The organism is Neorhizobium populisoli, from assembly GCF_019430945.1.
Classification (GTDB): domain Bacteria; phylum Pseudomonadota; class Alphaproteobacteria; order Rhizobiales; family Rhizobiaceae; genus Neorhizobium; species Neorhizobium populisoli.
This window is the reverse complement of sequence record NZ_JAHYCB010000005.1, coordinates 413,552-437,188: the sequence shown is the minus strand read 5'-3', so window position 1 is coordinate 437,188 and position 23,637 is coordinate 413,552. Positions and strand designations below refer to the sequence as shown.

The 23,637-nt window shown below is 59.9% G+C and carries 23 protein-coding genes and 1 pseudogene; 8 read left to right on the top strand and 16 right to left on the bottom strand.

Annotated features, from left to right (window positions below; translation table 11 throughout):
- The first annotated feature begins 24 nt into the window (after positions 1 to 24).
- Positions 25 to 909 carry a cytochrome c1 gene (locus KX729_RS16290; protein ID WP_219743519.1) on the top strand — a complete coding sequence of 295 codons (885 nt, stop codon included), beginning with the start codon at positions 25 to 27 and terminating at the stop codon, positions 907 to 909.
- Positions 910 to 1,039: 130 nt separating this feature from the next.
- The gene (locus KX729_RS16285; protein WP_219743518.1) at positions 1,040 to 1,579 is read left to right on the top strand and encodes an adenine phosphoribosyltransferase; all 540 of its coding nucleotides are present in this window, start codon (positions 1,040 to 1,042) and stop codon (positions 1,577 to 1,579) included.
- 199 nt (positions 1,580 to 1,778) lie between these two features.
- Here the strand turns inward: KX729_RS16285 and KX729_RS16280 are convergent, their stop codons facing one another.
- Together KX729_RS16280 and KX729_RS16275 are read right to left on the bottom strand one after the other, a co-directional pair.
- Positions 1,779 to 2,246: a MaoC family dehydratase gene (locus KX729_RS16280; RefSeq protein ID WP_219743517.1), complete on the bottom strand. Its 468-nt coding sequence runs from the start codon at positions 2,244 to 2,246 to the stop codon at positions 1,779 to 1,781.
- On the bottom strand, positions 2,243 to 2,701 hold the full coding sequence (locus tag KX729_RS16275) for a MaoC family dehydratase (protein ID WP_219743516.1): 459 nt from the start codon (positions 2,699 to 2,701) through the stop codon (positions 2,243 to 2,245). Before KX729_RS16275 ends, KX729_RS16280 begins: the two co-directional genes overlap by 4 nt.
- A gap of 186 nt (positions 2,702 to 2,887) precedes the next feature.
- Here KX729_RS16275 and KX729_RS16270 point away from each other — a divergent pair, with 186 nt between their 5' ends.
- Positions 2,888 to 3,982 (top strand): hypothetical protein, encoded by a 1,095-nt coding sequence (locus KX729_RS16270; RefSeq protein ID WP_219743515.1) that lies wholly within the window; start codon positions 2,888 to 2,890, stop codon positions 3,980 to 3,982.
- A gap of 39 nt (positions 3,983 to 4,021) precedes the next feature.
- Here KX729_RS16270 and ychF read toward each other — a convergent pair whose 3' ends face one another.
- On the bottom strand, positions 4,022 to 5,125 hold the full coding sequence (gene ychF, locus KX729_RS16265) for a redox-regulated ATPase YchF (RefSeq protein ID WP_219743514.1): 1,104 nt from the start codon (positions 5,123 to 5,125) through the stop codon (positions 4,022 to 4,024).
- Between the two features lie 137 nt (positions 5,126 to 5,262).
- On the opposite strand from ychF, the gene KX729_RS16260 reads away from it, so the two are divergent.
- From KX729_RS16260 to clpS, 3 genes are all read left to right on the top strand, one after another.
- The gene (locus KX729_RS16260; protein WP_219743513.1) at positions 5,263 to 5,529 is read left to right on the top strand and encodes an AbrB/MazE/SpoVT family DNA-binding domain-containing protein; all 267 of its coding nucleotides are present in this window, start codon (positions 5,263 to 5,265) and stop codon (positions 5,527 to 5,529) included.
- Positions 5,519 to 5,917 (top strand): type II toxin-antitoxin system VapC family toxin, encoded by a 399-nt coding sequence (locus KX729_RS16255; RefSeq protein WP_219743512.1) that lies wholly within the window; start codon positions 5,519 to 5,521, stop codon positions 5,915 to 5,917. Before KX729_RS16260 ends, KX729_RS16255 begins: the two co-directional genes overlap by 11 nt.
- A gap of 94 nt (positions 5,918 to 6,011) precedes the next feature.
- Entirely contained in the window at positions 6,012 to 6,320 is a 309-nt protein-coding gene (gene clpS, locus KX729_RS16250) for an ATP-dependent Clp protease adapter ClpS (protein WP_219743511.1), read from the top strand.
- 42 nt (positions 6,321 to 6,362) lie between these two features.
- Here clpS and prmB read toward each other — a convergent pair whose 3' ends face one another.
- The 5 genes from prmB to KX729_RS16225 all read right to left on the bottom strand — a co-directional run bounded on the left by prmB (position 6,363) and on the right by KX729_RS16225 (position 12,166).
- Positions 6,363 to 7,289: a 50S ribosomal protein L3 N(5)-glutamine methyltransferase gene (gene prmB / locus KX729_RS16245; RefSeq protein ID WP_219743510.1), complete on the bottom strand. Its 927-nt coding sequence runs from the start codon at positions 7,287 to 7,289 to the stop codon at positions 6,363 to 6,365.
- Positions 7,290 to 7,348: 59 nt separating this feature from the next.
- Positions 7,349 to 8,080, bottom strand: coding sequence for an aminoacyl-tRNA hydrolase (gene pth / locus KX729_RS16240; protein WP_219743509.1), 732 nt, complete (start codon positions 8,078 to 8,080; stop codon positions 7,349 to 7,351).
- 80 nt (positions 8,081 to 8,160) lie between these two features.
- Positions 8,161 to 8,886 carry a substrate-binding periplasmic protein gene (locus KX729_RS16235; RefSeq protein WP_219743508.1) on the bottom strand — a complete coding sequence of 242 codons (726 nt, stop codon included), beginning with the start codon at positions 8,884 to 8,886 and terminating at the stop codon, positions 8,161 to 8,163.
- Between the two features lie 72 nt (positions 8,887 to 8,958).
- Positions 8,959 to 11,337: an EAL domain-containing protein gene (locus tag KX729_RS16230; protein ID WP_219743507.1), complete on the bottom strand. Its 2,379-nt coding sequence runs from the start codon at positions 11,335 to 11,337 to the stop codon at positions 8,959 to 8,961.
- 220 nt (positions 11,338 to 11,557) lie between these two features.
- Entirely contained in the window at positions 11,558 to 12,166 is a 609-nt protein-coding gene (locus KX729_RS16225) for a 50S ribosomal protein L25/general stress protein Ctc (protein WP_219743506.1), read from the bottom strand.
- Positions 12,167 to 12,408: 242 nt separating this feature from the next.
- Between KX729_RS16225 and KX729_RS16220 the strand changes: the two genes are divergently transcribed.
- Positions 12,409 to 13,857: a hypothetical protein gene (locus KX729_RS16220; RefSeq protein ID WP_219743505.1), complete on the top strand. Its 1,449-nt coding sequence runs from the start codon at positions 12,409 to 12,411 to the stop codon at positions 13,855 to 13,857.
- A 121-nt stretch (positions 13,858 to 13,978) separates the two neighbouring features.
- Positions 13,979 to 16,033 (top strand): putative bifunctional diguanylate cyclase/phosphodiesterase, encoded by a 2,055-nt coding sequence (locus KX729_RS16215; RefSeq protein WP_219743504.1) that lies wholly within the window; start codon positions 13,979 to 13,981, stop codon positions 16,031 to 16,033.
- 55 nt (positions 16,034 to 16,088) lie between these two features.
- Here KX729_RS16215 and KX729_RS16210 read toward each other — a convergent pair whose 3' ends face one another.
- From KX729_RS16210 to lgt, 8 genes and pseudogenes are all read right to left on the bottom strand, one after another.
- Positions 16,089 to 16,346, bottom strand: coding sequence for a hypothetical protein (locus tag KX729_RS16210; protein ID WP_219743503.1), 258 nt, complete (start codon positions 16,344 to 16,346; stop codon positions 16,089 to 16,091).
- A gap of 112 nt (positions 16,347 to 16,458) precedes the next feature.
- Positions 16,459 to 16,578: pseudogene (locus KX729_RS34535) on the bottom strand (Kazal-type serine protease inhibitor family protein); the annotation flags it as partial.
- A gap of 579 nt (positions 16,579 to 17,157) precedes the next feature.
- Positions 17,158 to 18,090 (bottom strand): ribose-phosphate pyrophosphokinase, encoded by a 933-nt coding sequence (locus KX729_RS16200; protein WP_219743502.1) that lies wholly within the window; start codon positions 18,088 to 18,090, stop codon positions 17,158 to 17,160.
- 123 nt (positions 18,091 to 18,213) lie between these two features.
- A complete protein-coding gene (locus KX729_RS16195; RefSeq protein ID WP_219743501.1) occupies positions 18,214 to 18,993 on the bottom strand; it encodes a hypothetical protein in 780 nt (259 codons plus the stop codon).
- Positions 18,994 to 19,074: 81 nt separating this feature from the next.
- Positions 19,075 to 20,226, bottom strand: a complete 1,152-nt coding sequence (locus tag KX729_RS16190) for a M24 family metallopeptidase (protein ID WP_219743500.1) — start codon at positions 20,224 to 20,226, stop codon at positions 19,075 to 19,077.
- Between the two features lie 18 nt (positions 20,227 to 20,244).
- Complete coding sequence (gene pgeF, locus KX729_RS16185) at positions 20,245 to 21,048, bottom strand: peptidoglycan editing factor PgeF (protein WP_219743499.1); 804 nt, start codon at positions 21,046 to 21,048, stop codon at positions 20,245 to 20,247.
- Between the two features lie 587 nt (positions 21,049 to 21,635).
- Positions 21,636 to 22,748 (bottom strand): class I SAM-dependent methyltransferase, encoded by a 1,113-nt coding sequence (locus KX729_RS16180; RefSeq protein ID WP_219743498.1) that lies wholly within the window; start codon positions 22,746 to 22,748, stop codon positions 21,636 to 21,638.
- 17 nt (positions 22,749 to 22,765) lie between these two features.
- On the bottom strand, positions 22,766 to 23,617 hold the full coding sequence (lgt, locus tag KX729_RS16175) for a prolipoprotein diacylglyceryl transferase (protein ID WP_219743497.1): 852 nt from the start codon (positions 23,615 to 23,617) through the stop codon (positions 22,766 to 22,768).
- Between the last annotated feature and the right edge of the window lie 20 nt (positions 23,618 to 23,637).

The following is a 23,637-nucleotide window of genomic DNA, read 5'->3' as shown; positions in this document are numbered from 1 at the left end:
CTGCGACCGAGAGGGATAGAAAACATGAAAAAGCTCGTTGCAAGCCTCTTCTCGCTGGCCCTGGTGGCAGGCGTCGGCGTCACCACTGTCGTGGTGGCGCAGGACCATGCGGCGGCTCCCGCCGGTGGAGAGCATGCGGAAGGTGCGACCCCGCACTACCCGATCAAGCATCCGAAGCAGGAAGAGTGGAGCTTCGCCGGTCCGTTCGGCCATTACGACAAGGGCCAGCTGCAGCGCGGTCTGAAGGTCTATAAGGAAGTCTGTTCCGCCTGCCATTCGATGAAGCTCGTCGCCTTCCGTACGCTGGAAGAGCTCGGCTACTCGGAAGCCCAGGTAAAGGCCTTCGCTGCCGAATACGAAGTACAGGACGGTCCGAACGACGCAGGCGAGATGTTCACCCGCAAGGCCGTGCCTTCGGACTACTTCCCGTCGCCTTACCCGAACGCGCAGGCTGCAGCCGCCGCCAACAATGGTGCGGCCCCGCCGGATATGTCGCTGCTCGCCAAGGCACGCGGCATTACCCGCGGCTTCCCGCAGTTCATCTTCGACATGTTCACCCAGTATCAGGAAGGTGGACCGGACTATATCCACTCGCTGATCACCGGGTACGAACAGCCGCCGGCAGGCGTCCAGGTTCCGGAAGGCGGCCATTACAACCCGTACTTCGCCAACGCAGCTTCGCTCGCCATGGCTCAGCCGATCAGCAACGATCAGGTGACCTATGAAGACGGCTCGCCACAGACGGTCGACCAGTACGCCCGCGACGTTTCCGCCTTCCTGATGTGGACTGCTGAGCCGCATCTCGAAGAGCGCAAGCGTACTGGCTTCATGGTCATGATCTTCCTGCTGATCTTCACTGGCCTCATCTACCTGACGAAGAAGTCGGTCTACGCAAACAAGGAACATTGAGTTCCTCTGGAGCGCTCCGTGCTCCTATTTCCTGATCTTGAAAAGGCGGCCTTCGGGTCGCCTTTTTCGTTTTGGGAACGCAGCCGGAATTGATAGGGTCGCGCGTTCTTCCTCAATCATTCAGGTCCACATGTCTTCCCAAAACGATCTCGCCGCCGCTGTCCGCTCCATTCCGGATTACCCGAAGCCCGGCATCATTTTTCGCGATATCACCACGTTGCTCGGCGACGCCGTTGCCTTCCGGCAGGCCGTCGATGAACTGGTGAAGCCCTATATCGGCCTTGGCGTCGACAAAGTTGCCGGCATCGAGGCGCGCGGCTTCATCCTGGGTGGCGCACTGGCGCACCAACTCAAGGCCGGCTTCGTGCCGATCCGCAAAAAGGGCAAGCTGCCGCATGACACGGTGCGGATCGCCTATAGCCTGGAATACGGCGTCGATGAGATGGAGATGCATGTGGACGCCGTGAAGCCCGGCGAGAAGGTAATCCTGACCGATGACCTGATCGCCACCGGCGGCACGGCAGAAGGCGCCGTCAAGCTGCTGCGTCAGCTTGGTGCGGAGATCGTGTCCGCCTGTTTCGTCATCGACCTGCCGGATATCGGCGGTCGCAAGAAGCTCGAGGCGCTGGGCGTCGAGGTAAGGACGCTGATGGAGTTTTCGGGGCACTGAGGTTCGGCGACGAGGAGATTGCGCCTATTGGGGAGAAGGGACGTACCCCGTTCCGAACCATGTGGTTTTGGTAAACGTCTGCGCTACGCGTTTCCTTCACCCCGTAAAACGGGGTGAAGGTGCCGGCAGGTGGATGAGGGGTATATTCCGGGTGAGTGGGATAGCGGCTTAAAGGAACAGAGCGCCTACCGTTATTGCCTCACGCAAATTCCAGAACCGTACCCTCGTAACGCATCACCGTCTCGCCATTCTGGTTCACACCATCGCAGACGGTCATGTTGATAAAGGTGCCGGCGCGCGACATCAGTGGCCGGGTTTCCACCAGTTCGACCGAATAGGTGACGCTGTCGCCGGCATAGACCGGCTTCAGCCATTGCAGCTTCTTGAAGCCGGCGGAGGGTCCGAGCTTCGGCGCAGCAAGGCCTTCGCCTTCGAGCCGCGCCACTTCCTTCTGCCAGTAAGCGATATAGGTCTTCATCCAGCCGGCGCAGGTATGCCAGCCGGAGGCGCAAAGGCCGCCGAAGACGTAGTTCCTGGCCGCTTCCGCGTCGACATGGAAGGGCTGCGGGTCGTATTTCTTGGCGTAACGGACGATGTCTTCCGCCGTGAAAACGAGCGTGCCGGTGATGACTTTCTTGCCGGGTGGGGACAGTTCGAACAGCCTCATGCGGCATTCTCCTCGACATTGCGGAACCGCATCATGATCGGGTTCTCTCCGCGCATGACGAGTTCGCCGCGCTGGTTCTCGACCTCATGCAGGAACTTCACCATGCCGATGCCGGGGCGCGAGCGCAGCGCGCGGGATTCGATGACTGTGGAACGTCCGGACAGCGTATCGCCTGCTAGGACCGGCTTTTTCCATTCCATGAATTCGATGCCGGGGGAACCTTCCGAAGAAGAATTGTACAGCCAACCGTCGAACATCATGCGCATGAACATGCTGGATGTATGCCAGCCAGAAGCTGACAGCCCGCCGAGAATACTCGCCTTGCCGGCTTCTTCCGAGAGATGCATCGGCTGGGGGTCGAACTCGGAAGCGAACTCGACGATCTCCTCGGCGGTCACCTGCTTTTCGGCAAGCGGATAAGACCGGCCGGGGAGAAAATCCTCAAAATGGAGCATGGATATGGCCTTGGCTGATGTCCGGGCTTAAATGCGAAAACGGCCGTCACATTAGGCAATCATGCCTTTGGTAACAATCGCTTTGCCCAGATTTTTTGCATTCGCACCAATCGACAAACCGGCTGCCTTTTTAGCAAAAATCGTGCTCTGTTGATGCGTCATAGTTGTGGGCAGGGTGAGAGATTCGTGGATACGCTCAGACAGGTTTTGGACAGGGCCGCCGGCAGTGGGCTGATCAACGAGGCACAGGTCAGGCCGCTCGAGGCCTATCTGTCGCAAAACGGTTTCGTGGCTTCGACGCAGGTGGCTGTTAAGGCTGCCACTTCCATGGAGGCGAGCGTTGAGGATACGGAGGCGCCCCGTTTCGTCCGCGGCTTTCACGACGTGCTGATCACCATCGGCGTATTGATACTGCTCGCTGGCGTTTGGGGGCTTGGCTCGATCCTGGCGATGCTGCCCGTCATCATCATTCTGGCCGAGATACTGGTTGTCCGGCAGCGGCTGGCGCTTCCGGCCGTGGTGCTCAGCCTGGCGACAGTGATCTGGGCCTTTTACACGATGATGTTCTTGGTGGAGTGGCAGGGGATCACCCCCAGCGGCACCGCTTGGGTATTGACCATGCTCTCGCCGCTTCCCGTTGTCATGGGGGCATTTTACTGGCGCTATCGCATTCCGATCGGCCTTTCGATCCTTCTGCTATCGTTCTTCGCTTTTCTCCTGACCGGGCTGTTCTATCTCCTGGGGTATGCGGCAGGAACGAAGGATTTTGCCGAAACCTATCCGGCCGTGTCGGCCGTCATCTTCGCCATCAGCGCCGTTGCGCTCTTTGCCGTCGCCATGCGCTACGATCTTTCCGATCCCGGGCGGGTCACGCGGCGTTCCGACATTGCGTTCTGGCTGCATCTCGGTGCCGCACCCGCATTGCTCTATGCGATGCTCGGCCTCGTCTTCGTGGGGCAGGTGGATGGGCTTCTTTCACTCGAGCGCATGCAGACATATGACAGTGCGGCCAAGGTGCTGGCGATCGTTGTCGTGCTGATGGCAATCGGGTTGATCATCGACCGGCGTGCCTTCGTGACATCGGGACTTGTCTCGCTGATTGCCGCAATCGGCAGCATCTTGAGCCGTGGCGAGATCGGTGGGGGCAGCGCGGTCTTCATCGCACTTTCGATCGCCGGCGCCTTCGTGCTGGTAATCGGCGTCGGTTGGCCGCAACTGCGGCGGCTGGCGCTCGGCCCCTTGCCCGAGACGCTTAAAGCAAAACTGCCGCCACTCAGGTGAGGGCGGCAGCTTCGGTAGTCCAGTCGAAATAGCGGTTGATCACGTGTTGAAGCGGAAGTGGATGACGTCGCCGTCGTTGACGACATATTCCTTGCCTTCGTCACGACCCTTGCCGGCTTCCTTGGCGCCAACTTCACCCTTGAAAGCGATGTAGTCGTCATAACCGATCGTGAAGGCGCGGATGAAGCCGCGTTCAAAATCCGTATGAATGACGCCGGCGGCCTGCGGAGCTTTCGTACCGCGGACGATTGTCCAGGCGCGGGTTTCCTTGGGGCCGACCGTGAAATAGGTGATCAGGTCAAGCAGGTGGTAGCCCGCGCGGATCAGGCGGTCGAGGCCTGCTTCCTCCAGGCCGAGGGCCGAGAGAAATTCCTTGGATTCCTCTTCCGGAAGCTGTGCGACTTCGGATTCGATTGCCGCAGAGATGACGACGCATTCGGCGCCTTGTTCCCTGGCCATCGCAGCGACGGCTTCGGTATGGGCGTTGCCGGTCGAGGCATCGGCTTCGGCGACGTTGCAGACATAGAGAACCGGATGCGAGGTCAGCAGGTTAAGACCCTTGAGGATCTCGATGTCTTCTGCGGCCAGCGTCTTCAGAAGAAGGCGGGCAGGCTTGCCTTCGTTCAGCAGTTTGACGACGGCTTCCATGACCGGCAGCTGTGCAACCGATTCCTTATCCTTGGAGGCGGCGCGCTTGCGGGTCTGCTCGACGCGGCGTTCCAGGCTTTCGAGGTCGGCGAGCATCAGCTCGGTCTCTATCGTGTCGGCATCGCCGACCGGATTGATCTTGCCTTCGACATGGGTGATGTCGTCGTCTTCGAAGCAGCGCAGAACATGCACGACGGCATCGACTTCGCGGATATTGGCGAGGAACTTATTGCCGAGGCCTTCACCCTTCGATGCGCCGCGCACCAGGCCGGCGATATCGACGAAGGAGATGCGGGTCGGGATGATTTCCTTCGAGCCGGCGATCGCCGCAAGCTTCTGCATGCGCGGATCGGGCACGGCCACTTCGCCGGTATTTGGCTCGATCGTGCAGAACGGATAGTTGGCTGCCTGCGCCGCCGCCGTCTTGGTGAGCGCGTTGAAAAGGGTGGACTTGCCGACATTCGGCAGGCCCACGATACCGCATTTGAAACCCATGGGTCCGGACCCTGTATCTGAAAGATTTTCGTTGGTGTGGCTATGGGGGAAAGTGCCGGGCGGGTCAAGGCTCTGATGTTGAGGCGGCTTGAAAGTAAGGCAGATTTGCCTTACTTTTGATGTGAAGGAGATTGGCGATGGTCAGGTTGAGAGTTACGGCAAAAGGTCAGATTACCTTGAAGAAAGACTTGCTCGATCATCTGGGCGTGAAGCCGGGTGACGAAATCGATGTGGATCTGAGCCCGAAAAAAGGCGTAACGCTCCGCAGCGTTCCCAGAGGTACGATCGAGGAATTCTTTGGCAGTATCAGTAATCCCCATGGCATTCACGCGACGCTTGACGAAATCCAGGATGCCATCGAAGCTGGCTGGGCCGGCGAAATAAGGCTTGATGATGATCGCTGATACGAACGTTCTTGTTCGCGCTTGGGCCGGCGATGATGAAAATCAGGCCAAGCAAGCTCGCGCGCAGATAGTGGCTGCTGAGCGTGTGTTCGTGGGCAATTCAGCGCTTTGCGAATTCGTCTGGGTGGCGAGAAAGGTTTATCGCCAAAACCGCGCAGAGATCGCGAAGTCACTTCGGCTCCTGCTCGCCGACCAGCGTATCGTCATTGATGGTCCGGCCGTGGACGCTGGTCTGGCATTCCTCGATGCCGGCGGCGATTTCGCTGATGGGGTAATCGAATTTGAAGGCCGCAGGTTGGGTGGCGAAATATTCGTCACTTTCGACAAGCGCGCTGCGGCAATCATACGTGCGAAGGGCCGGCAAGCCGTGCTGCTAGACGCCGGCTGAACCTTCTTCCCCAATCGGTTGCTTGAAATATCCCGGTTGCGGTGCGATATAGCCGCAAGCCTTCCGAGAGCATCCGCGTCATCAGGAGAAGCCGATGGCCGAAAACACCACTATAAAACCTAAGACGACCACCAAGCCCAAGCTGGAGCGGCCGAAGCTCTACAAGGTCATCCTCGTCAACGACGATTATACGCCGCGCGAATTCGTCACCATGGTCCTGAAGGCCGTGTTCCGGATGAGCGAGGAAACGGGAAACCGTGTGATGATGACGGCGCACAAGATGGGTGTCGCCGTGGTTGTTGTCTGCGCCAAGGATATCGCCGAGACGAAAGCCAAGGAGGCGGTCGATCTCGCCAAGGAGGCGGGGTTCCCGCTGATGTTCATCACCGAGCCCGAAGAGTAACCGGGCTCGGTGTTCGTCTCTCACGGCCGGTTCAGCACCCGCCTATTTCTTTGCCTTCACGCCGAGCGTTTCCGCCGAAATCCAGAAGATCGCGTCCTGGGATTCGGCCGTTTCCAGCCACAGGAAATCGAGATGAGGATATTCCTCTTCGAGGATTTCGCGGCCTGAGCCGATCTCGCAGATCATGCCGCCGTCCGGATTGAGGTGTTTCGGCGCATCAGCCAGCAACTGGCGGACGAGGTCGAGACCATCGACGCCGCCGTCGAAGGCCATGGCCGGTTCGGCACGGAATTCCGCCGGAAAACCATCCATCGCCTCGTGATCGACATAGGGCGGGTTGGTGATGATCAGGTCGTATTTCTTCTTGCCGAGCGGGGCGAAGAGATTGCCCTGGTGCAGCGTGACCTGATTTCCGACCGTGTGCTCCGCAACATTCAGCTTCGCCACTTCAAGCGCATCTGCCGATAGATCGACTGCATCGACTTCGGCATTCGGGAAGAATTGCGCCGCGAGGACGGCGAGGCAGCCCGAACCGGTGCAGATATCGACGGCAGTCTCAACGCTCATCGGATCGGGCAGATAAGCGGAGCCCTCAGGGCTTAGATATTCCGAGAAGAGGATTTCGCCGATATGCGAGCGCGGTACGATGACCCGTTCGTCGACATGGAAGCGGACCCCCTGAATGTAGGAACGGCCGGTCAGGTAGGCGGACGGCTTGCGGGTGGTGACGCGCGCCTCGATCCGCTCCGCCAGCAGTGTGCGCTCATGTGGAAGCAGGCGTGCATCGAGGAAGGGATCCAACGCATCGATCGGCAGATCGAGCGAGTCGAGCAGCAGGAACGCAGCGTCATCGCCGGCCGTCGTGGTGCCGTGGCCGTAGCTCAGGTTCGCAGCATTGAAACGCGAGATGGCGTAGCGCCAGTAGTCGCGCAGCGTGACGAGTTCGTGGGTGATGTCGCCGGTGGTCAAAGCCTGTCTGTCCCTGCTGATATCTTTTATTGTCTTGTTGTCTGCGAAAATGAAGCGGCTCACTCGCCCTTGTTGCCGAACATCTTCTTGAGCATCTCGGCCATCGGGCCGGACGTCGGAATGTTCGGCTTGGCGCCGCCGCGAGCCTGGTGAATGTGGGACTTGCCCGCCGGTTTCGGCTGCTGTGGCTTGTCTGCCTTTTTTGGCTTCTCATCATCCGGCTTGCCGCCGACGGCAAGCGCCAGCTTGTTCATCAGCTGTGAATCTTCCGCCTTGACCAGCATCTCGGCATTGTCGGCGAGCGCCTCGAGAAGCGGAGGGAGCCAGACCTGATCGATCTTGGCGAAATCGCCGAGCACGTGGTTATGTACCTGCTCCTTGGAGCCGGGATGACCGATGCCGAGGCGCAGCCGGCGATATTCCCTGCCGCAATGGGCGTCGAGCGATTTGACCCCGTTATGTCCGCCATGGCCGCCGCCGGTCTTGATGCGCGCCTTGCCGGGCAGCAGGTCAAGTTCGTCATAGATGGCGATGACGTTTTCCGGGCCGAGCTTGTAGAAGCGCATCGCTTCGCCGACCGCTTCGCCGGAGAGGTTCATGAAGGTCTGGGGCTTTATCAGCAAGACCTTCTCTTCGCCGAGTTCGCCTTCGGAAATCAGCGCCTTGAACTTCTTGGACCAGGGTGCAAAGCCCGGGCGGCGCTGGATCGCATCCACAGCCATGAAGCCAATGTTATGGCGGTTACCGGCATACTGAGCGCCGGGATTGCCAAGACCCGCGATGATGAGCATGAGCGAAGATCCGTTACTGATAGCGTCGTTTCACCACCGCGAAACGCCGGCAAAGTCAACCGGTTTCGGCATATCCGCGGTTATTGCGGCTCGTTTATGCCGTAGCGCTTGAGGATGGCGGCTTGCACGCCGTCCCTAATCAGCCGGTCAAGGCCTGCCTGCATCTTGGCGATCAACGCATCAGGCACGTCCCTGTTGCAGGCGATGCCGAGGTGCTGTTCGGAAAACAGCATGACCTTTTCGATCGGCGTCCCGTCGGATTTCAGCTTGTCGTAGACCCCTTCGGACATCGGCATCATGTCGATCCTATCGCCCAGCAGTTTGCGAAGTGTGGTGTCGACATCGGCGCTGAGATCGATCTTCGGAAAGCCGAGGCTGCGCAGCACGCCCTCGGTGTAGTCCTCGCGATGGGTGCCGACGGTGAAACGCTTTGCCTCCTCGATCGTCGATGCGGTAACCGGCGAACCGGCATGGCGGACAAGGATGTTGCGATCGATGAATAGAGGGACGACCCATTTGAAACGGGCTTCGCGTTCGGCCGTTCGGGCTGCCGCGAAAACGCAGTGCCGCGATTGGGTTTCCGCAAGCGTGATGGCGCGGGCCCAAGGCATGATTTCCAGCGTATACGGAGCACCGGCTTCCTTCATGACGATATCGACCTGGTCGATGCCGACGCCCCGGTAGTTGCCGCCCGGCTCCTGGTAGCTGAACGGCGGATAGGATTCAGTGGTAAAGACGATCGGCTCTTCGGCCATGGCGCTTTGCGCGAAGCCGAGAGAGGCGAAAAGCAGCAACGCGATTTTCATCTGTCCCCCTCCAAACGAGCATGTTGTCATTCCTGACCCAGCAACTCGTCCGGTGAGGAGTGTCGCTTATCGCTAACCCGCCAGGGACTTCGGTTCGGCCTGCTGGGTTGATAGGGCCGAAAGCAGATCTGAAATTTCGCGGGGCCTGGAGAAGAGATACCCTTGAGCAAAATCGATGCCCATGTTGCGGAGCAGTGCCCGCTGGTCTTCCGTCTCGACGCCTTCCGCGACGACCTTGCAATTCATCTTATGCGAAATCGCGCTGATCCCCTCGATCAACATTTTGTTTTTGTCGCCGATCTCGGCAGCCTTGTCGGTCAGCGAGCGAACGAAGGACTGGTCGATCTTGACGATATCGACCGGGAAGCGGCTCATGTAGCTGAGCGAAGAATAACCGGTGCCGAAGTCGTCGAGCGCGATGCGGCAGCCGAAGTGGTGGATTTCGTTGAGGATCGTGCGGATTTCCGGGTTGTCGTGCATCAGCACGGCCTCGGTGATTTCGATGACGAGACGTTCCGGTCGGATATTGTAGCGGCCGAGAAGACCGGCGAGACGGGCGGGCAGGCCGAGCTCGAATTGCAGCGGCGAGAAGTTGACGGCGACATAGGTCTCCGCCATGCCGGGAAGGCGGGAAAGCCGCGCGAGGTTGGCGACCGCATCCTCCAGGATCAGGTTGCCGATCTGGCCGATCGTGCCGGTTTCCTCGGCAACGCTGATAATGCCGGCCGGAGACATCAGGCCCTTGCGCGGATGGCGCATGCGCATCAGGGCTTCGAAACCGGAAGGGACGCCAGTGTCGATATCGACGATGGGCTGAAAATGCGCTTCGAACCAGCTGGCGGCGATGGCGTCTTCGATATCGCTTTCGATCTCGGCGCGTTCGCGGGTCTGGTCGAGGATGGCGGAATCATAAACCTGTGCGCCGTTCTTGCCGTCGCGCTTGCGGGCATACATGGCCATGTCCGACTTCTGAAGCAGTTCGGCAGCGCTCGTCGCGTGGCTCGGATAGAAGGCAAGGCCGATTGAGGCGCTGAGGCGCACGCCGGTTCCCTGCACGCGGAAGGGGACCTCGAACATATCGACGATCTGTTGCGAAAGCTCGGCTGCGCGTCGCTCGGCACCTTCGCCGGTGATCAGGATGGCGAACTCGTCGCCGCCAAGACGCGAGGCTGTATCCTTGTCACGCAGCATCGGCCGGGTGCGCTCGACGAACTGACAGAGGACCGCATCGCCGGCGGCATGGCCAAGATTGTCATTGATCGCCTTGAAGCGGTCGAGATCGACGAAAAGGCAGGCGACTTCGGTTTTCTGCCGGTCGGCTTCGGCGATCTTCCGGTCCAGAACGGCTTCGAAGCCCTGACGGTTGAGGAGGCCGGTCAGGTGGTCGGAGATCGCCTGCTGGTGGTTGCGCAGCTCGGACTGGCGCAGTTCCGTCACATCCGTCATGACGCTCAGCGATCCGGGGATCGTGCCGCCAGCGGCGCGAAGCTCGGTCTCGACGATCAGCACGTCCATGGTGCTGCCGTCCGCCTTGACGAAACGGACCGTCGCTTCGACTGCCGCACCGCCGGCTTTCGATTGTTCCTTGCGTTTGCCGTAAGTCTCGCGGTCGGCCGGCGCCACCAGTTCGGAAAACGGATGTCCTAGCACGTCTTCGCGGCGGTAGCCCGTGGCGAGAAGCCAGTAATCGCTCACTGCGGCGATCTCGTCGCCGGAGTTCAGCGAGAAGAGCATGGCCGGGGTGAGGTTGTAGATTTCCGTCGTCTGCTGATGGGCGCGCTTGATCTCGCGCTCTTCCCGCTCCAGGAGCGTCTGCATCTCGTTGAAGCTGCGGGCAAGACGACCCATCTCGTCATTGGATCGCCAGTCGACATGATGGCGCGAGCCGAGGCGGCGGGTAGCCTCGATCGCAGCGGTGAGCCGCATCAGCGGCCGTATCACCATCACACGGTTACCAAGGATGGAGGCGCCGAAAACCGTCAGGATCGCGATGATGAAGATGGAGATGAAGGCCATTTCCATCTGGTGCAGGGCCGAAAACCAGCCCAGCTGCGGCACATAGACGGTGATCGTCCCGACATTGCGGGTGCCCTGCAGGGACTTGTAGTAGATCGGTTCGGAGATCGCTTCCAGACCGCGGAAATCGGCCGGATTGACGTCGACTTCGGAAATATTGAGCTTGCCGGTCGTATCGCTGATCTGCACGCCGTTGATGGCGGGATCGGCGACCAGCATGGTGGCGACCTGGTGAATGCTATCGGTATCAAGGTCCCAGAGGGGCTTTCCCAATGCCTGGGAATTGGTGACCAGCACCACATTGACATGTTCGGAAAGGTTTTTTGCAGCCTGTTGGGAGGAAAGCGCCAGGAAAAGCGTAAACAGCGGTGCGACGACGACCAGGAGGGCGCCCGAAATGATCGCAATAAAACGACTCTCAACGGAATGAGTCATCCGTCTTCCCCGCAGTTTATTTTATTCCGGCTGGGCCGGATTGTTCCCCGTCATGCTGAAGCAGCGTGCATCGTTTCACGTATTGATTAAACTTCACTGAAACACGTGCCACAACATTTGATTGAATGAAGCAATTATCGTAAAAATTGTATGACGCCGGGCAATAAAAAACCCGCCTTCCGGAGAAGGCGGGTCGCATTTTACTTAATTTTCCGTCTTCTTATTCAGAAGCCGGGGTCTCTTCAGCGGCTTCATCAACGCCAGCAGCCGGAGCAACGATCGTCGCGATCGTGAAGTCGCGGTCACCGATGACCGGACGAACGCCCTTCGGCAGCTTGACGGCCGAGATGTGCAGGCTGTCGCCGATCTTGGCGCCTGCGAGGTCGACCGTGATGAATTCCGGAATGTCGCTGGCCGGGCAATACAGCTCGACTTCGTGACGAACGACGTTCAGAACGCCGCCGATCTTGATCGCGGACTTGTCTTCGTTGACGAAGTGAACCGGAACTTCGACCGATACTTCGCTATCGCCGGAAACGCGCAGGAAGTCGACATGCATGGTGAAGTCGCGGACCGGATCCAGCTGGTAATCCTTCGGGAGAACCTGGATCTTCTGGCCATCGACGTCGATCGTCGCAACCGTGGTCATGAAACCGCCGGCGTGGATGCGCTTCGTCACTTCGTTGGTCGAGAGTGCGATCGAAATTGGGGCCTGCTTGTCACCATAGATGACAGCGGGAATCAAACCGTTGCGGCGAAGTTCACGGGAGGACCCCTTACCAACCCGTTCGCGCGCCTCGGCCTTGAGCTCGTAAGATGCGTGGCTCATGGCATATCCTTTCGAGGTTATATGGAGAGTTTTTCGGCAGCGAGACCGCTGCGTCAAACTGAAGGGCACCATCCGATGCGCTTCATCCGCGTTGCCTCCAAGGGTGTCTACACGGACGGGCGGGCTATAATACAATGAGGTGACATACGCAAGCTTTTCGGCCGTAAAAGCCCGTATGCGCTTGACTTCCCAAGCCGCTTTTCCAAATTCACCGCAATCGAAACGAGGGAAGGGCTTGATTCATGAAGAGGACTTTGTTGGCGGCCGGGATTCTGGCTCTGTCTTCCAGTTGTGCGGTTTATGCAGCGGAGGTCAATGAGCAGGGCGCAAAGAGCCTCAAGGACAGCCTCAGCTACTTTCTTCCCGACCGGGTGAAGAAGAATAATTTCCTGTCCGTCAAACCTTCCGGCGATCGCTACGAGATCACCTATGATTTCGCCCGGCTGCTGTCGAGCATTGACAAGAAGAAGGATTTCACGGTTTCCGGTCTCACGCCGTTTTCCGTTTTTGCGGCTCCGATGGACAATGGCCAGTGGAAGCTTAACAGCGACAGCGACATGAATTTCGCGGTGCGGGGAAAGCTGCCGGACGGCAAGCAGACGAACCTGACCTATTCCGTCACCGACATGGTGTTTTCCGGCATATTCGATCCGGCGATCAGCTATCTGAGTTCGGGCCAGGCGACCTCCGGGCCGATCCGCATGGTGTCGAAAAGCGGGCCCGAAGAGATCGAGGCGAGCTTTGCCGGCATGAATTATTCCATGACCTCTGAGGCAAGCAAGACGGCCGGCGCGACTAACTTCAGTGGCAAGGGATCCTTCCAGCGCTTCTACGAGCGGGTGGTGACGCCCGAGGCGCCGCCGATCCAGATCCGCGCCGACAGTCTCGATTTCGATGCCAGCGTTGAGGGCGTTGCGCCGGAGAAGATGCGTAACCTCATCTCCCTGATGATCGAGATGATCAAGGACGAGAAACCGTCGCAGGCGGATGTCGGCAAGCTCAAGGATCTCATTCGCGGCGCGATGCCGTTTTTTACGTCGCTGTCGGAAAAGCTCTCCTTCAACCAGTTCAAGGTCGAGGCGCCGATGGGTGAGTTCGGCCTCGGCAAGCTCGATTACACGCTGGCAATGACCGAGCCGTCGGACAAGACCCGCATCGGCATCGGCGCCCGGATCGAAGATATTTCAACACCGTCAGGCCTCGTGCCGCGCCTTTATGAGCAGCTCATCCCGAATGTGGCGGATATCGAAGTCGGCATTGCCGATCTCAACTTTACCCGTTTCGTCAACGAGTTGATGGCGATGGATTTCTCCAAGCCGGGTCCGTTGCCGGATGCAGAGGGTGAGAAGCTGGGCCGCGCCTTCCTCAATGACGGGCAGCTGACGATCGATTTCCCGAAGGTCAGCGCCAAATCGGATCTTTACGATATCGAAGCGTCCGGCAAGATCCGCGGATATCCGGAAGAGAAGGACCGCTATACGATCGAGACCACCGTCTATGCGCGCGATATCGACAAGCTGATCCAATATTTCCAGAAATCGGCCAAAAGCGATCCGCAGCTCAGCCAGGCCTCGTTCGGCGTGATGATGGCGAAGGGCATGGCCAAGACGGAGCCGGACGGTCGCTTGCGCTGGGATATCGAGTTCAGTGATGGCAATTCACTCACGGTGAACGGGCAGGTCTTGAAATAGGCGGAAGCTGGAAAATGGGAGCGTGAATATCAGGCTTCCGTTTACCATCCACACGAACCATTCGAACATGTTTCTCTGCTAAAACTTCTCAACTAACCTGTTGGAAAAGTAACAGAGATTCATGTTTCGCATTGTCTCCTGCATTTTTGTTGAGCACGATCCTCGCTATATCGCCTGCGCGGTATTCATCTGTGCCATCGGCGCGTTCCTGACGGTCAGGCTCTATTCGCGAGTGAGACGCGGGAGTGGTCTGGAGAAGGCGATCTGGCTTTTCCTCGCAGGCTTTATCGGCGGCGCGACGACCTGGACCACGCATTTCCTGGCCATGCTGGGATATCTTGGCGGAGGGCAGGCGGGCTATGAACCCACGCTGACATTCTGGTCTTTTGCGATCGCGGTCATCTCGGCGACTGCGGGCCTTGGCATCGCGGTTTATGGCGGCCGCAGTGCGATGGTTGAAGCAGGTGGTGCGATCGTCGGCCTCGGCATTGCTGCGATGCATTATACCGGCATGGCGGCTTACGAGGTGCAGGGCGCGATCCAGTGGGAGCGCAGCTATGTTATCGTTTCGCTCATCTTTGCGGCCGTGTTCGGCGCGCTGACGACCAATCGCGTCGTGCGGCCCCTGACGCGCTTCTGCAAATACGGTTCGGTTCTGGCGCTGATACTCGCGATTGCGACCACGCATTTCACCGCGATGGGCGCGGTCAACGTCGTCCTCGACCCACGCGCCATCGTGCCGACGGAAGTCGTGCCGCCGATCGCGCTCGGCTTCGGCGTGCTTTCGCTGATGCTGATCCTTCTTGCGCTTGCCGCTGCCACCTATCTGCTCGATGCGCGCACCACCAAGGCTGCCGTTGAACAGTACAGGCATCTTTCCTTGCACGATCCGTTGACCGGCCTTGCGAACCGTTCGGCCTTCAACGAGGAACTGGCCGAGATCGAGGCGCGTCCGGTGGATTTGACCGCTCGCATCGCCGTTCTGTCTTTCGACCTCAATCGCTTCAAGGAAATCAACGACGTGCATGGCCATGCTGCCGGTGATGCCGTGCTGCGGGCGATCGGCGCCCGGCTTGGCAATACCGTCGGTGAAGGTGAATTCGTCGCCCGCGTTGGCGGTGACGAATTCGTTGCGCTGAAGCACATGTATTACAAGCGCTCCGATGCGGTGGTGCTGGCAAACCGGCTGCTTTCCGAAATCTCCAAGCCGATCGAATGGAACGGCAATACGCTGATGGTCGGCTCCAGCGTCGGTATCGCGATCTATCCCGGTGAGGCGAAAACGACCGACGACCTCGTGGCCCAGGCCGATGTCGCCATGTACCGCGCCAAGCAAAACGGCGACAATGCCATCTGCTTTTACGACAGCTCCATGGACCAGGCAGCCCGTGAGCGCAATGCGCTGGCAATGGACATGCGCTCCGGCCTGGCGAGCGGCCATTTCGAGCTTTATTATCAGCTCCAGAACCACACGTTCACCAGCGAGGTGATCGGTTTCGAGGTGCTGTTGCGCTGGAACCACCCGACGCGTGGGCTGGTCTCGCCGGGCGAATTCATTCCGATTGCCGAACGGACCGGTTTCATCAATGAACTCGGCGAGTGGGTGCTGCGGTCGGCCTGTGCCGAGGCTGCGACTTGGAAGAACCCGATCGGCATTGCCGTCAACGTCGCCCCGCAGCAGCTCGCTGATCCTAAACTGCCGCTCAAGGTGCGAAATATCCTCAACGAGACGGGTCTCAGCGCCAACAGGCTGGAGCTGGAAATCACCGAATCCGGCATTATCGCCGACCATCAGCGCGCGTTGCAGACGATCCGGCACCTGAAGAGCCTCGGCGTCAAGATCGCCATGGACGATTATGGCACCGGCTATTCGTCTCTTTCGACGCTGATGTCCTTCCCCTTCGACAAGATCAAGATCGACCGGACCTTCATCGACGGGCTGGAAGCCAATGCGCAATCGGCGGCGATCGTACGTTCGACGCTGATCCTGGCTTCGAGCCTTGATATCCCGGTCCTGGCCGAAGGCGTCGAGACGAACGAACATATCGATTTCCTGCGCAAGGAAGGCTGCATGCAGGTTCAGGGCTATCTGTTCGGAAAGCCGGGCCCGCGATCGGGCATCGAGCATATCGTCAACGGAGAGGCCGCCGCTCCCGTCGTTGCAAAGGTGGCCTGACCCGGCACTGGTGCTCGGATATTGAGTCAGTTGAGGGAGCCAAGCTGCTGATTGTTCAGCGGCGGGGCTCGCCACCCGGCGCGTAGGCCGTCTTCTGTTCGAAGCGGAACTTATGTCCGCATTCGCCGCAGCGGATCATGTATTTGCGCGGATCATTCGAGGCAAATTCCGTGAAGAAACCACGTGGCAGCTCGTCCATCCGGAAATCGCGGTTTTCGGCGCGCTTGTCGTCGATCTCAGAGACCTCGGCAAAGCCGGTATTGCCGCATTGGGAGCATTCGAGTTTTCGGGAATAACGGTCTCGTGCGGCCATGCGGGACTCCTTTGGTACAAGGCCTACTTAGTCAACCGCCAAGCCGAATGCAAAACGCCGGGACCTCGATCCCGGCGTTTTCTATCTGTCATCCCATGATTTCGCCGATTTACCGGCGGCACTCTCCCGAGGCGACCACGCCGTATCCGGCGTTGCGTGCCTCGCACGAGTTCGGGAAGGTCTGGGTCCGGCCACCGCGCTCGCCGCAGACCGGGCGATATTCGCGCGTGCAGACACCGCCGCCGGTCGTCGGGCGATCAGGACGGCCCGGCTGGTTCCAGTCCGGCCTGTCAGGACGATCCGGCCTCGAGGGACGGTCCGGTTCCGGCCTCGACGGGCGACCTGGGCCATTCCAGTCCGGCCGGTCTGGCCTTGTCGGGCGATCCCAATCGGGACGATCCGGCCTGCCGGGCGGGTTCCAGTCTGGCCGATCAGGCCGGCCCGGAGGTGGGTAGGAGCCGGGGCCAGGGCCCGGACCACGGCATTCGCCCGGGCTGACGACGCGGAAGCCGCGGGAATCAGCCTGGCAGCCGTTGCTGAAGGTTTCGAACCGACCGCCGCGTTCGGCGCAGACCGGACGATATTCCATAGTGCACATTTGTGGCTGCTGCGGGCGCGGCGGCGGATAATAGCCACCTGGGCCAGGGCCGGAGCCATAGCCGGGACCCGGTCCGCCTTCGACGCAGGCCGAAAGCATCGGGACCAAAAGCAAAAGGGACAGTTTCTTCAACTGCCCTGAAATAGAGAACATGACGACTCACCCCTCGTTGTGATCGAGGGACCATATCCGATCACGGATTGGTGAAAAAGCTCAATCGAACAGGCTGGAAACGGAGGATTCCATAGCCGTGCGGTTGATGGCTTCACCGAGCAGATTGGCCGTGGTGATGACGCGAATATTATGCGCCGACTGGACCGCCGTGGTGGGCTGGATCGAGTCTGTGATCACCAGTTCCTTGAGCTTGGAGGCCGCGATACGGGCAACCGCGCCGCCCGACAGGACGCCGTGGGTGATATAGGCGGTGACGCTGGTGGCGCCGTTCTTCAGAAGCGCTTCGGCCGCGTTGCAGAGCGTGCCGCCGGAATCGACGATATCGTCGATCAGCAGGCAATCCTTGCCGTCCACGTCGCCGATGACGTTCATCACCTCGGACTCGCCGGCGCGTTCGCGGCGCTTGTCGACGATGGCGAGCTGACAGTCGATACGCTTGGCGAGCGCACGAGCGCGCACCACGCCACCGACGTCCGGCGAAACGACCATGACGTTGTTCAGGTCGTAGTGTTCCTTGACGTCGCGGGCGAGGACCGGCACGGCGAAGAGATTGTCTGTCGGGATATCGAAGAAACCCTGGATCTGGCCGGCATGCAGGTCGAGCGTCAGTACGCGGTCGGCACCGGCCTCGGTGATCAGGTTGGCGACGAGCTTTGCCGAGATCGGCGTGCGCGGACCGGCCTTACGGTCCTGGCGGGCGTAACCGAAATAGGGGAGAACTGCCGTGATACGCTTTGCCGACGAGCGGCGGAACGCATCGATCATGATCAGCAGTTCCATCAGGTGATCGTTGGTCGGGAAGGACGTCGACTGGATGATGAAGACATCCTCGCCGCGCACGTTTTCCTGAATTTCAACGAAGATTTCCTGGTCTGCAAAACGCCTTACACTGGCTTTTCCGACTGGAACATTAAGATAGCTGCAGATCGCGTCGGCCAGGTGCCGGTTCGAATTGCCTGCGAAAACCTTCATTGCGGTCCGCCTGTTTTGAAGCTGGATGGCGGCCTTTTACCGCCGCTGCCCTCGAATGCAAGTGCGTTTCGCGACTGACCACGGTTTTTTATGAAGAAACTATGACTCGTGGCTTTTCGGTCATCAGCCGCGGGACTGGCGCCAGCTCATATAGTCCTGGATTGTCTTGCCGGCGATTGCCTCCATGGTCGAGGCGGGCACGGCGGCCCAGGGATCGGACCCACGGGCTGCAATGCTTTCCTGCCCCTGCATGCGGTGCAGCCGCGCGCCGGAGCTGTCAAGAACATCCCAGACATAGACGATAGTGACCTTGCCCCCGTCGGCAAAGGCGGAGAAGTAGCCCTTCAGGATATGCTGTGTGGTGGTATCGCTCGAAGGGCGGATGGTGAGGCCTGCGGCGCGGGCCTGGGCGCCGAGCTGTCGGGACAGCGGTGTGACGGCCTGCACCGGGGCGCCGATGATCGGCAGGAAGCGGATCGTATTGTCGGAAGACGTTGCCGCGGGTAGGGACGTGCTTTGCTGAGCAGCTGCGCCAAGGTTCTGCGGCTGGGTGCCCAAAGTCTGTTGCTGTGGCTGCTGGGCTTGGACTGGAGGCTGGCCCTGGCCGTTCCATTGCGGCGGCGGGCCGGAGGAGGCCGGGGAAACGCTGTTGCCGGATTGAAGCGCCTGAGCTTGCGCTTCCAGCGTGCTCTGAGGGCCGGCGCGGCTCTGCCCGCCCGATGCATTATTGTAGGTTTCCGGCCGGGAAGATTGCGCCATCCGATCGGTATCGGCCTGGGTAACGGGTGTCGACCCGCGACCGCCGCCGACATCAGCCTGCGGCGTCAGTGTTTCGGTCGTGTTGCAGGAGGCGAGGACGGCAGCAAAAAGGGCGACGGAAAACAACCTTCCGAAAAGCCGCATTGCCGCCTCCTGCCGTAGATTTCTTCAGGCAGAGCTTAGATTTGCCGGTCACAACCTGTCAACTGCCTGATTTTCCTGTCCTCAACGCTGGATCAGGTCCAATCCATGACGCGAAAGCGGCAGCGGGTCACCTTCCGTGGTGAGGTAGGTATGACCGAGCGTCATGGCCGCGCCGCTATCGGAATCCATGATGATCATGTGCACGAAGAGCGTCATATCGGCCAGGATCTCCTGCGGGTTGCCGACATGGAACATCTGATGCTCCATCCAGGACGGTGAGAAGCGGGCGCCGAGCGAATATCCGCAGGCATTCAGCCGGTGGCGCGCGAGGCCGCGTTCATCGAAGATGCGGGCATGCGTGTCGAACACGTCGCCGAACGTATGGCCGGGCTTGAGCACTTCCTCGATTGCGAGAATTGTCTCATGGCAAGCGTTGTAGAGCTCACGCTGGCGCATGGATGGCTCGCCGATGATCACCGTACGCATCATCGCTGCGTGATAATGGGCGGCGGCGCCGGCCCATTCGAGCGTCAGTTGGTCGGTCGCATCAAGCTTGCGGCGGCCGGCCTTGTAGCGGCAGAGCAGCGCGTCGGCACCGGAGCCGATGATGAATTCATTGGCGGGATAGTCGCCGCCGCCGAGGAAGACGGCGCCCTGCATGGCGGCCAGGATTTCCGCTTCGTCGCCACCGGCCTTGATCAGCGGCAGCGCGGCATCCAGCGCATCGTCGGCAAGCTCGGCCGCACGTTTGGCATAGGCGACTTCCGCAGGGCTTTTGACGAGGCGCAGGCCGCTGACCAGATAGGAAGCGTCGCTGATTTGGCCGAAGGTGGAGAGCTGGTTGTCGATCAGCCGCGCGACGCGGCCGGTCATGCCATGCGTGTCGTATTCGATGCCGATCTTGGCGCCGAGCAGGTCCATCTCGCTCAGGAGGTTCTTCAGGTCGAGCGTCGGATCTGCGTTCACCCGATCGACCCAGACGATGACGTTTTCGAGAACCGACGTCTGACGGGCCTGGCGCAGATCGGCGGAGCGGGTCAGCAGCGTCATCGTGCCATCCGCCTTCACCACCAGCGTCTGGAAAAAGCAGTAGCCGAACGTGTCGTAGCCGGTCAGCCAGTACATGCTTTCCTGGGCGAAAAGCAGAAGCGCATCGAGCTTTTCCGCCTTCATCTTCTCGGTCAGGCGGGCCAGCCGGTCGGCATATTCGCTTCGGTCGAAATGCAGCGCCATATCAATCCTCCCAAATTGCTATTGCTGAATAGCGATTGCTGAAATCTGTCTGCCGTAATCCGGTTCCTTCGCATGCGTGGTACGGCGATAGGAGTAAAAACGTTCTGCATCCGGATAGGTGTCGAGGCCGAGATTGTCGGCGCGTACCCCCGCAGCCCCAAGACGACGAATGGTGAGCGACGGCAGGTCGAACATCGAATGGCCGGGCTTCGCCGAAGGCGTGAAGAAGGCATCGTAGGACGGATCGTGGGCGAGGAAGCGCTCGACGAATTCCGGCCCGACCTCGTAGCTTGCAGGTCCGATCGAAGGGCCAAGCACGGCTGTAATGTTTTCCCGGGCGGCACCGAGCGCGACCATCGCTTCGATCGTATTTTCGAGCACTCCGGTCAGCGCGCCTTTCCAGCCGGCGTGGGCGGCGCCGATGACGCCTGCCTCACCATCGGCAAACAGGATCGGGCCGCAATCGGCCGACAATACGCCGAGAGCCACGCCGGGCACGCTGGTGACCATGGCATCAACCTGAGGCCGCTCGCCGGCATAGGTGGTATCTACCACAAACACGTCCGGCGAATGGACCTGATGCACTGTCGCGAGCTTCTCGGCCGGCACCCCGAACCAGCCGGCGACCCGGGCGCGGTTTTCCATGACGTTGTCGCGGTCGTCATCCGAGCCGATGCCGACATTGAGACCCGCATAAAGACCCTCGGAAACACCGCCCTGCCGAGTGAAGAAACCGTGCCGGATACGGCTGCCGGCGGCCTGCTTCAGCAGAGAGCTTTCGATCGGCGTCGGCAACGGGCGCTCTTGCGGTCGTTCCTGCATCGGCGTTTTATCCTGTTGATTTGAATGGGTTTTATGCAGGCGTCAGAAAGATTTCCGCTGCTTCGATCTAGGGCGAGAGTGGCGCAAGGGAAGGGCGGATGTCAATCCATTGAGTGACTTCGAAACTTGTGAGATAGAGACTGGCGCAAAAATCGGCGAGGCCTGACACGTGCTGTTCCCGGGGCGGAAAAGACCATTCGAGATGTACTTTTGTTCGCCCGGGGAGGCGCCGCCCCTCCATGTCGCTCGTACATCCTACGATCTGATCGTTATCGAAGGGCAAGGTAGGCAATCTAAAATCCAAGCTAGAGAAGTGTCGTATTCGGCGTCTGATAGACCTTGGGAAAACGAAGATCTTTTTCAGAAGCTGGCTGAGCTCAATTCGAAGCATCTGCCATTTAGATACTGGGCGTGGGGAATGGATTCGCCGGACCACCTGATGACCTGGTGGCAGGAGAGCGGCAAACTTCAAACTAGTTTTCGACTTATCGCCTTACGTGATCCGGAGCATTGGACAATCACAACGATCGATCCACCATCAGTGGGCATCTTGGGATGGACCGGACCGCGGCCGTTCGGAACTTAAATCAATCCACCGACCTGAACGGCATCAGATTTAATGCCGGGCTCGATACCGCGATCACCTTGAACAGTTCGCCCATCTTGCCCGCGCCTTCCCCGGCAAGCCGGTCGACAGCCGCGGAAATCAGCCGTTGCTCCGCATGGTCCTTGTCTTTGGAGAGCGCGTTGGAACGTTCAGCGAGGCCGAGGCCGAAGAGGAAGTCGCCCTGGTGTAGGCCACCATTCAGGTGGACACCCATGGAGACCGCGACCTTGGCAAGGTCCTCGAAATCCACATGGCTCGTCAAATCCGCGTCGCCGGGATGGGCGAGCGGCGGATCGAAATCATGGTTGCGGACGGCCTGCAGTGTGTCGCCGAAGCCGGTGACCATGTGACCATAGTCGATGATGACGGCTGTGCCGCCGAAGGTCCTGAGGCGTTCGCAGAGCGTCTGCATCACCGCCTGGCGGGCCGGCGCCAGCTCGAAGATCGTGCCTTCCGGGATGGTGGCAAGCGGCGCGGGCAGGAGGGCGGGATCAAGCGTCGCGATGCCGGCGGCATATGTCAGGTCGTCATTGGCATCGAGGCCGACGAGACGTTCGCGAAAGCCCGTTGCGGTGCGCACGAACTGGCGGATCGGGATGGCGTCGAAAAGTTCGTTCGCCGCGATCAGCGTAAAACCTTCCGGCACGTCTTCGAAACTGTCATGCCAGGAAATCTTGGTCGAATAGGCTTCCAGAGTCACGCGCTGGACGCCGCGCAGGCGTTCGCTGGTTTCGACGAGATGCACGTGCATATGTTCGAAGAGCGGTGGAGCTATCCGTTTGATGACCCTCAGCATGTCGGTCATCATCGTGCCGCGGCCGGGGCCGATTTCGACGAGACGGACGGACGCGGGCGAGCCGTGCCGCTGCCAGGCATGCACCATGAAGACGCCGATCATCTCGCCGAAAAGCTGGCTGATTTCCGGTGCCGTGATGAAATCGCCGTGCCGGCCGAAGGGTTCGCGGGTGCGGTAATAACCGTGTTCAGGATCTGCGAGGCAAAGCGCGAAATAGTCAGTCACGCTAATCGGACCGTTGGTCCGGATCAGGGTCTTTATTTTCTCTGCGAGTGGCGTGGTGGGCGTGGTGTTCACGATGGCCTTGCCTCCGATCACGCCTTCATGGTCGCAGCGGCACGGGCACGCAGGATTGCCCAGATGCCGGCGGCGATCATCGGCAGCGACAGGATCATGCCCATTGTCAGCCAATTGGTGCCGAGCAGGTAGCCGAGCTGCGCATCCGGCTCGCGGAAGAACTCCACGAAAATGCGGCAGAGCGCATAACCGATGACGAACGTGCCTGAAATGGTGCCTGGCACCTTCAGCGCCTTGAAGCGGAAGATCATCAGCGCCAGCACGAGGACCAGAACGATGCCTTCGAGGCCTGCTTCGTAAAGCTGGCTCGGATGGCGGGCGAACGGCCCGCCGGTCTTTTGGAAGACCACCGCCCAAGGCACATCCGCGATGCGGCCCCAGAGTTCGCCATTGATGAAGTTGGCGATACGGCCGAAGAGCAGACCGAAGGGAACGACGGCTGCAACCGTATCGAACATGCTCCAGACCGGAATACCGTTCTTGCGGGCGAAGAAAATCATGGCGATCGTCGCGCCGAGGAAGCCGCCATGGAAGGACATGCCGCCATTCCAGATTTCAAAGGCCCGTAACGGATTTTGCGAAACGGCTGCCAGATCATAGAACAGCACGTAACCGATGCGCCCGCCAAGCACGATGCCGGCCGCAATCCAGACGAGAAAATCATCGAGATGCGTGGCGGTGATCGGCGACTGCCCGTCTTTCCACAAAGACGCATTTGCGACCAGGCGGCGGGCATAGAACCAGCCGAGCATGATACCGGCAACGTAGGCCAGCCCGTACCAGTGAACCGCAAGCGGACCGATGGAAAAGGCGACCGGATCGATATCCGGAAAGGGCAGCAGGGCGAAGATGTGGAGCGCTTGGTACAAGTTACTGGCTCTTAACTAAT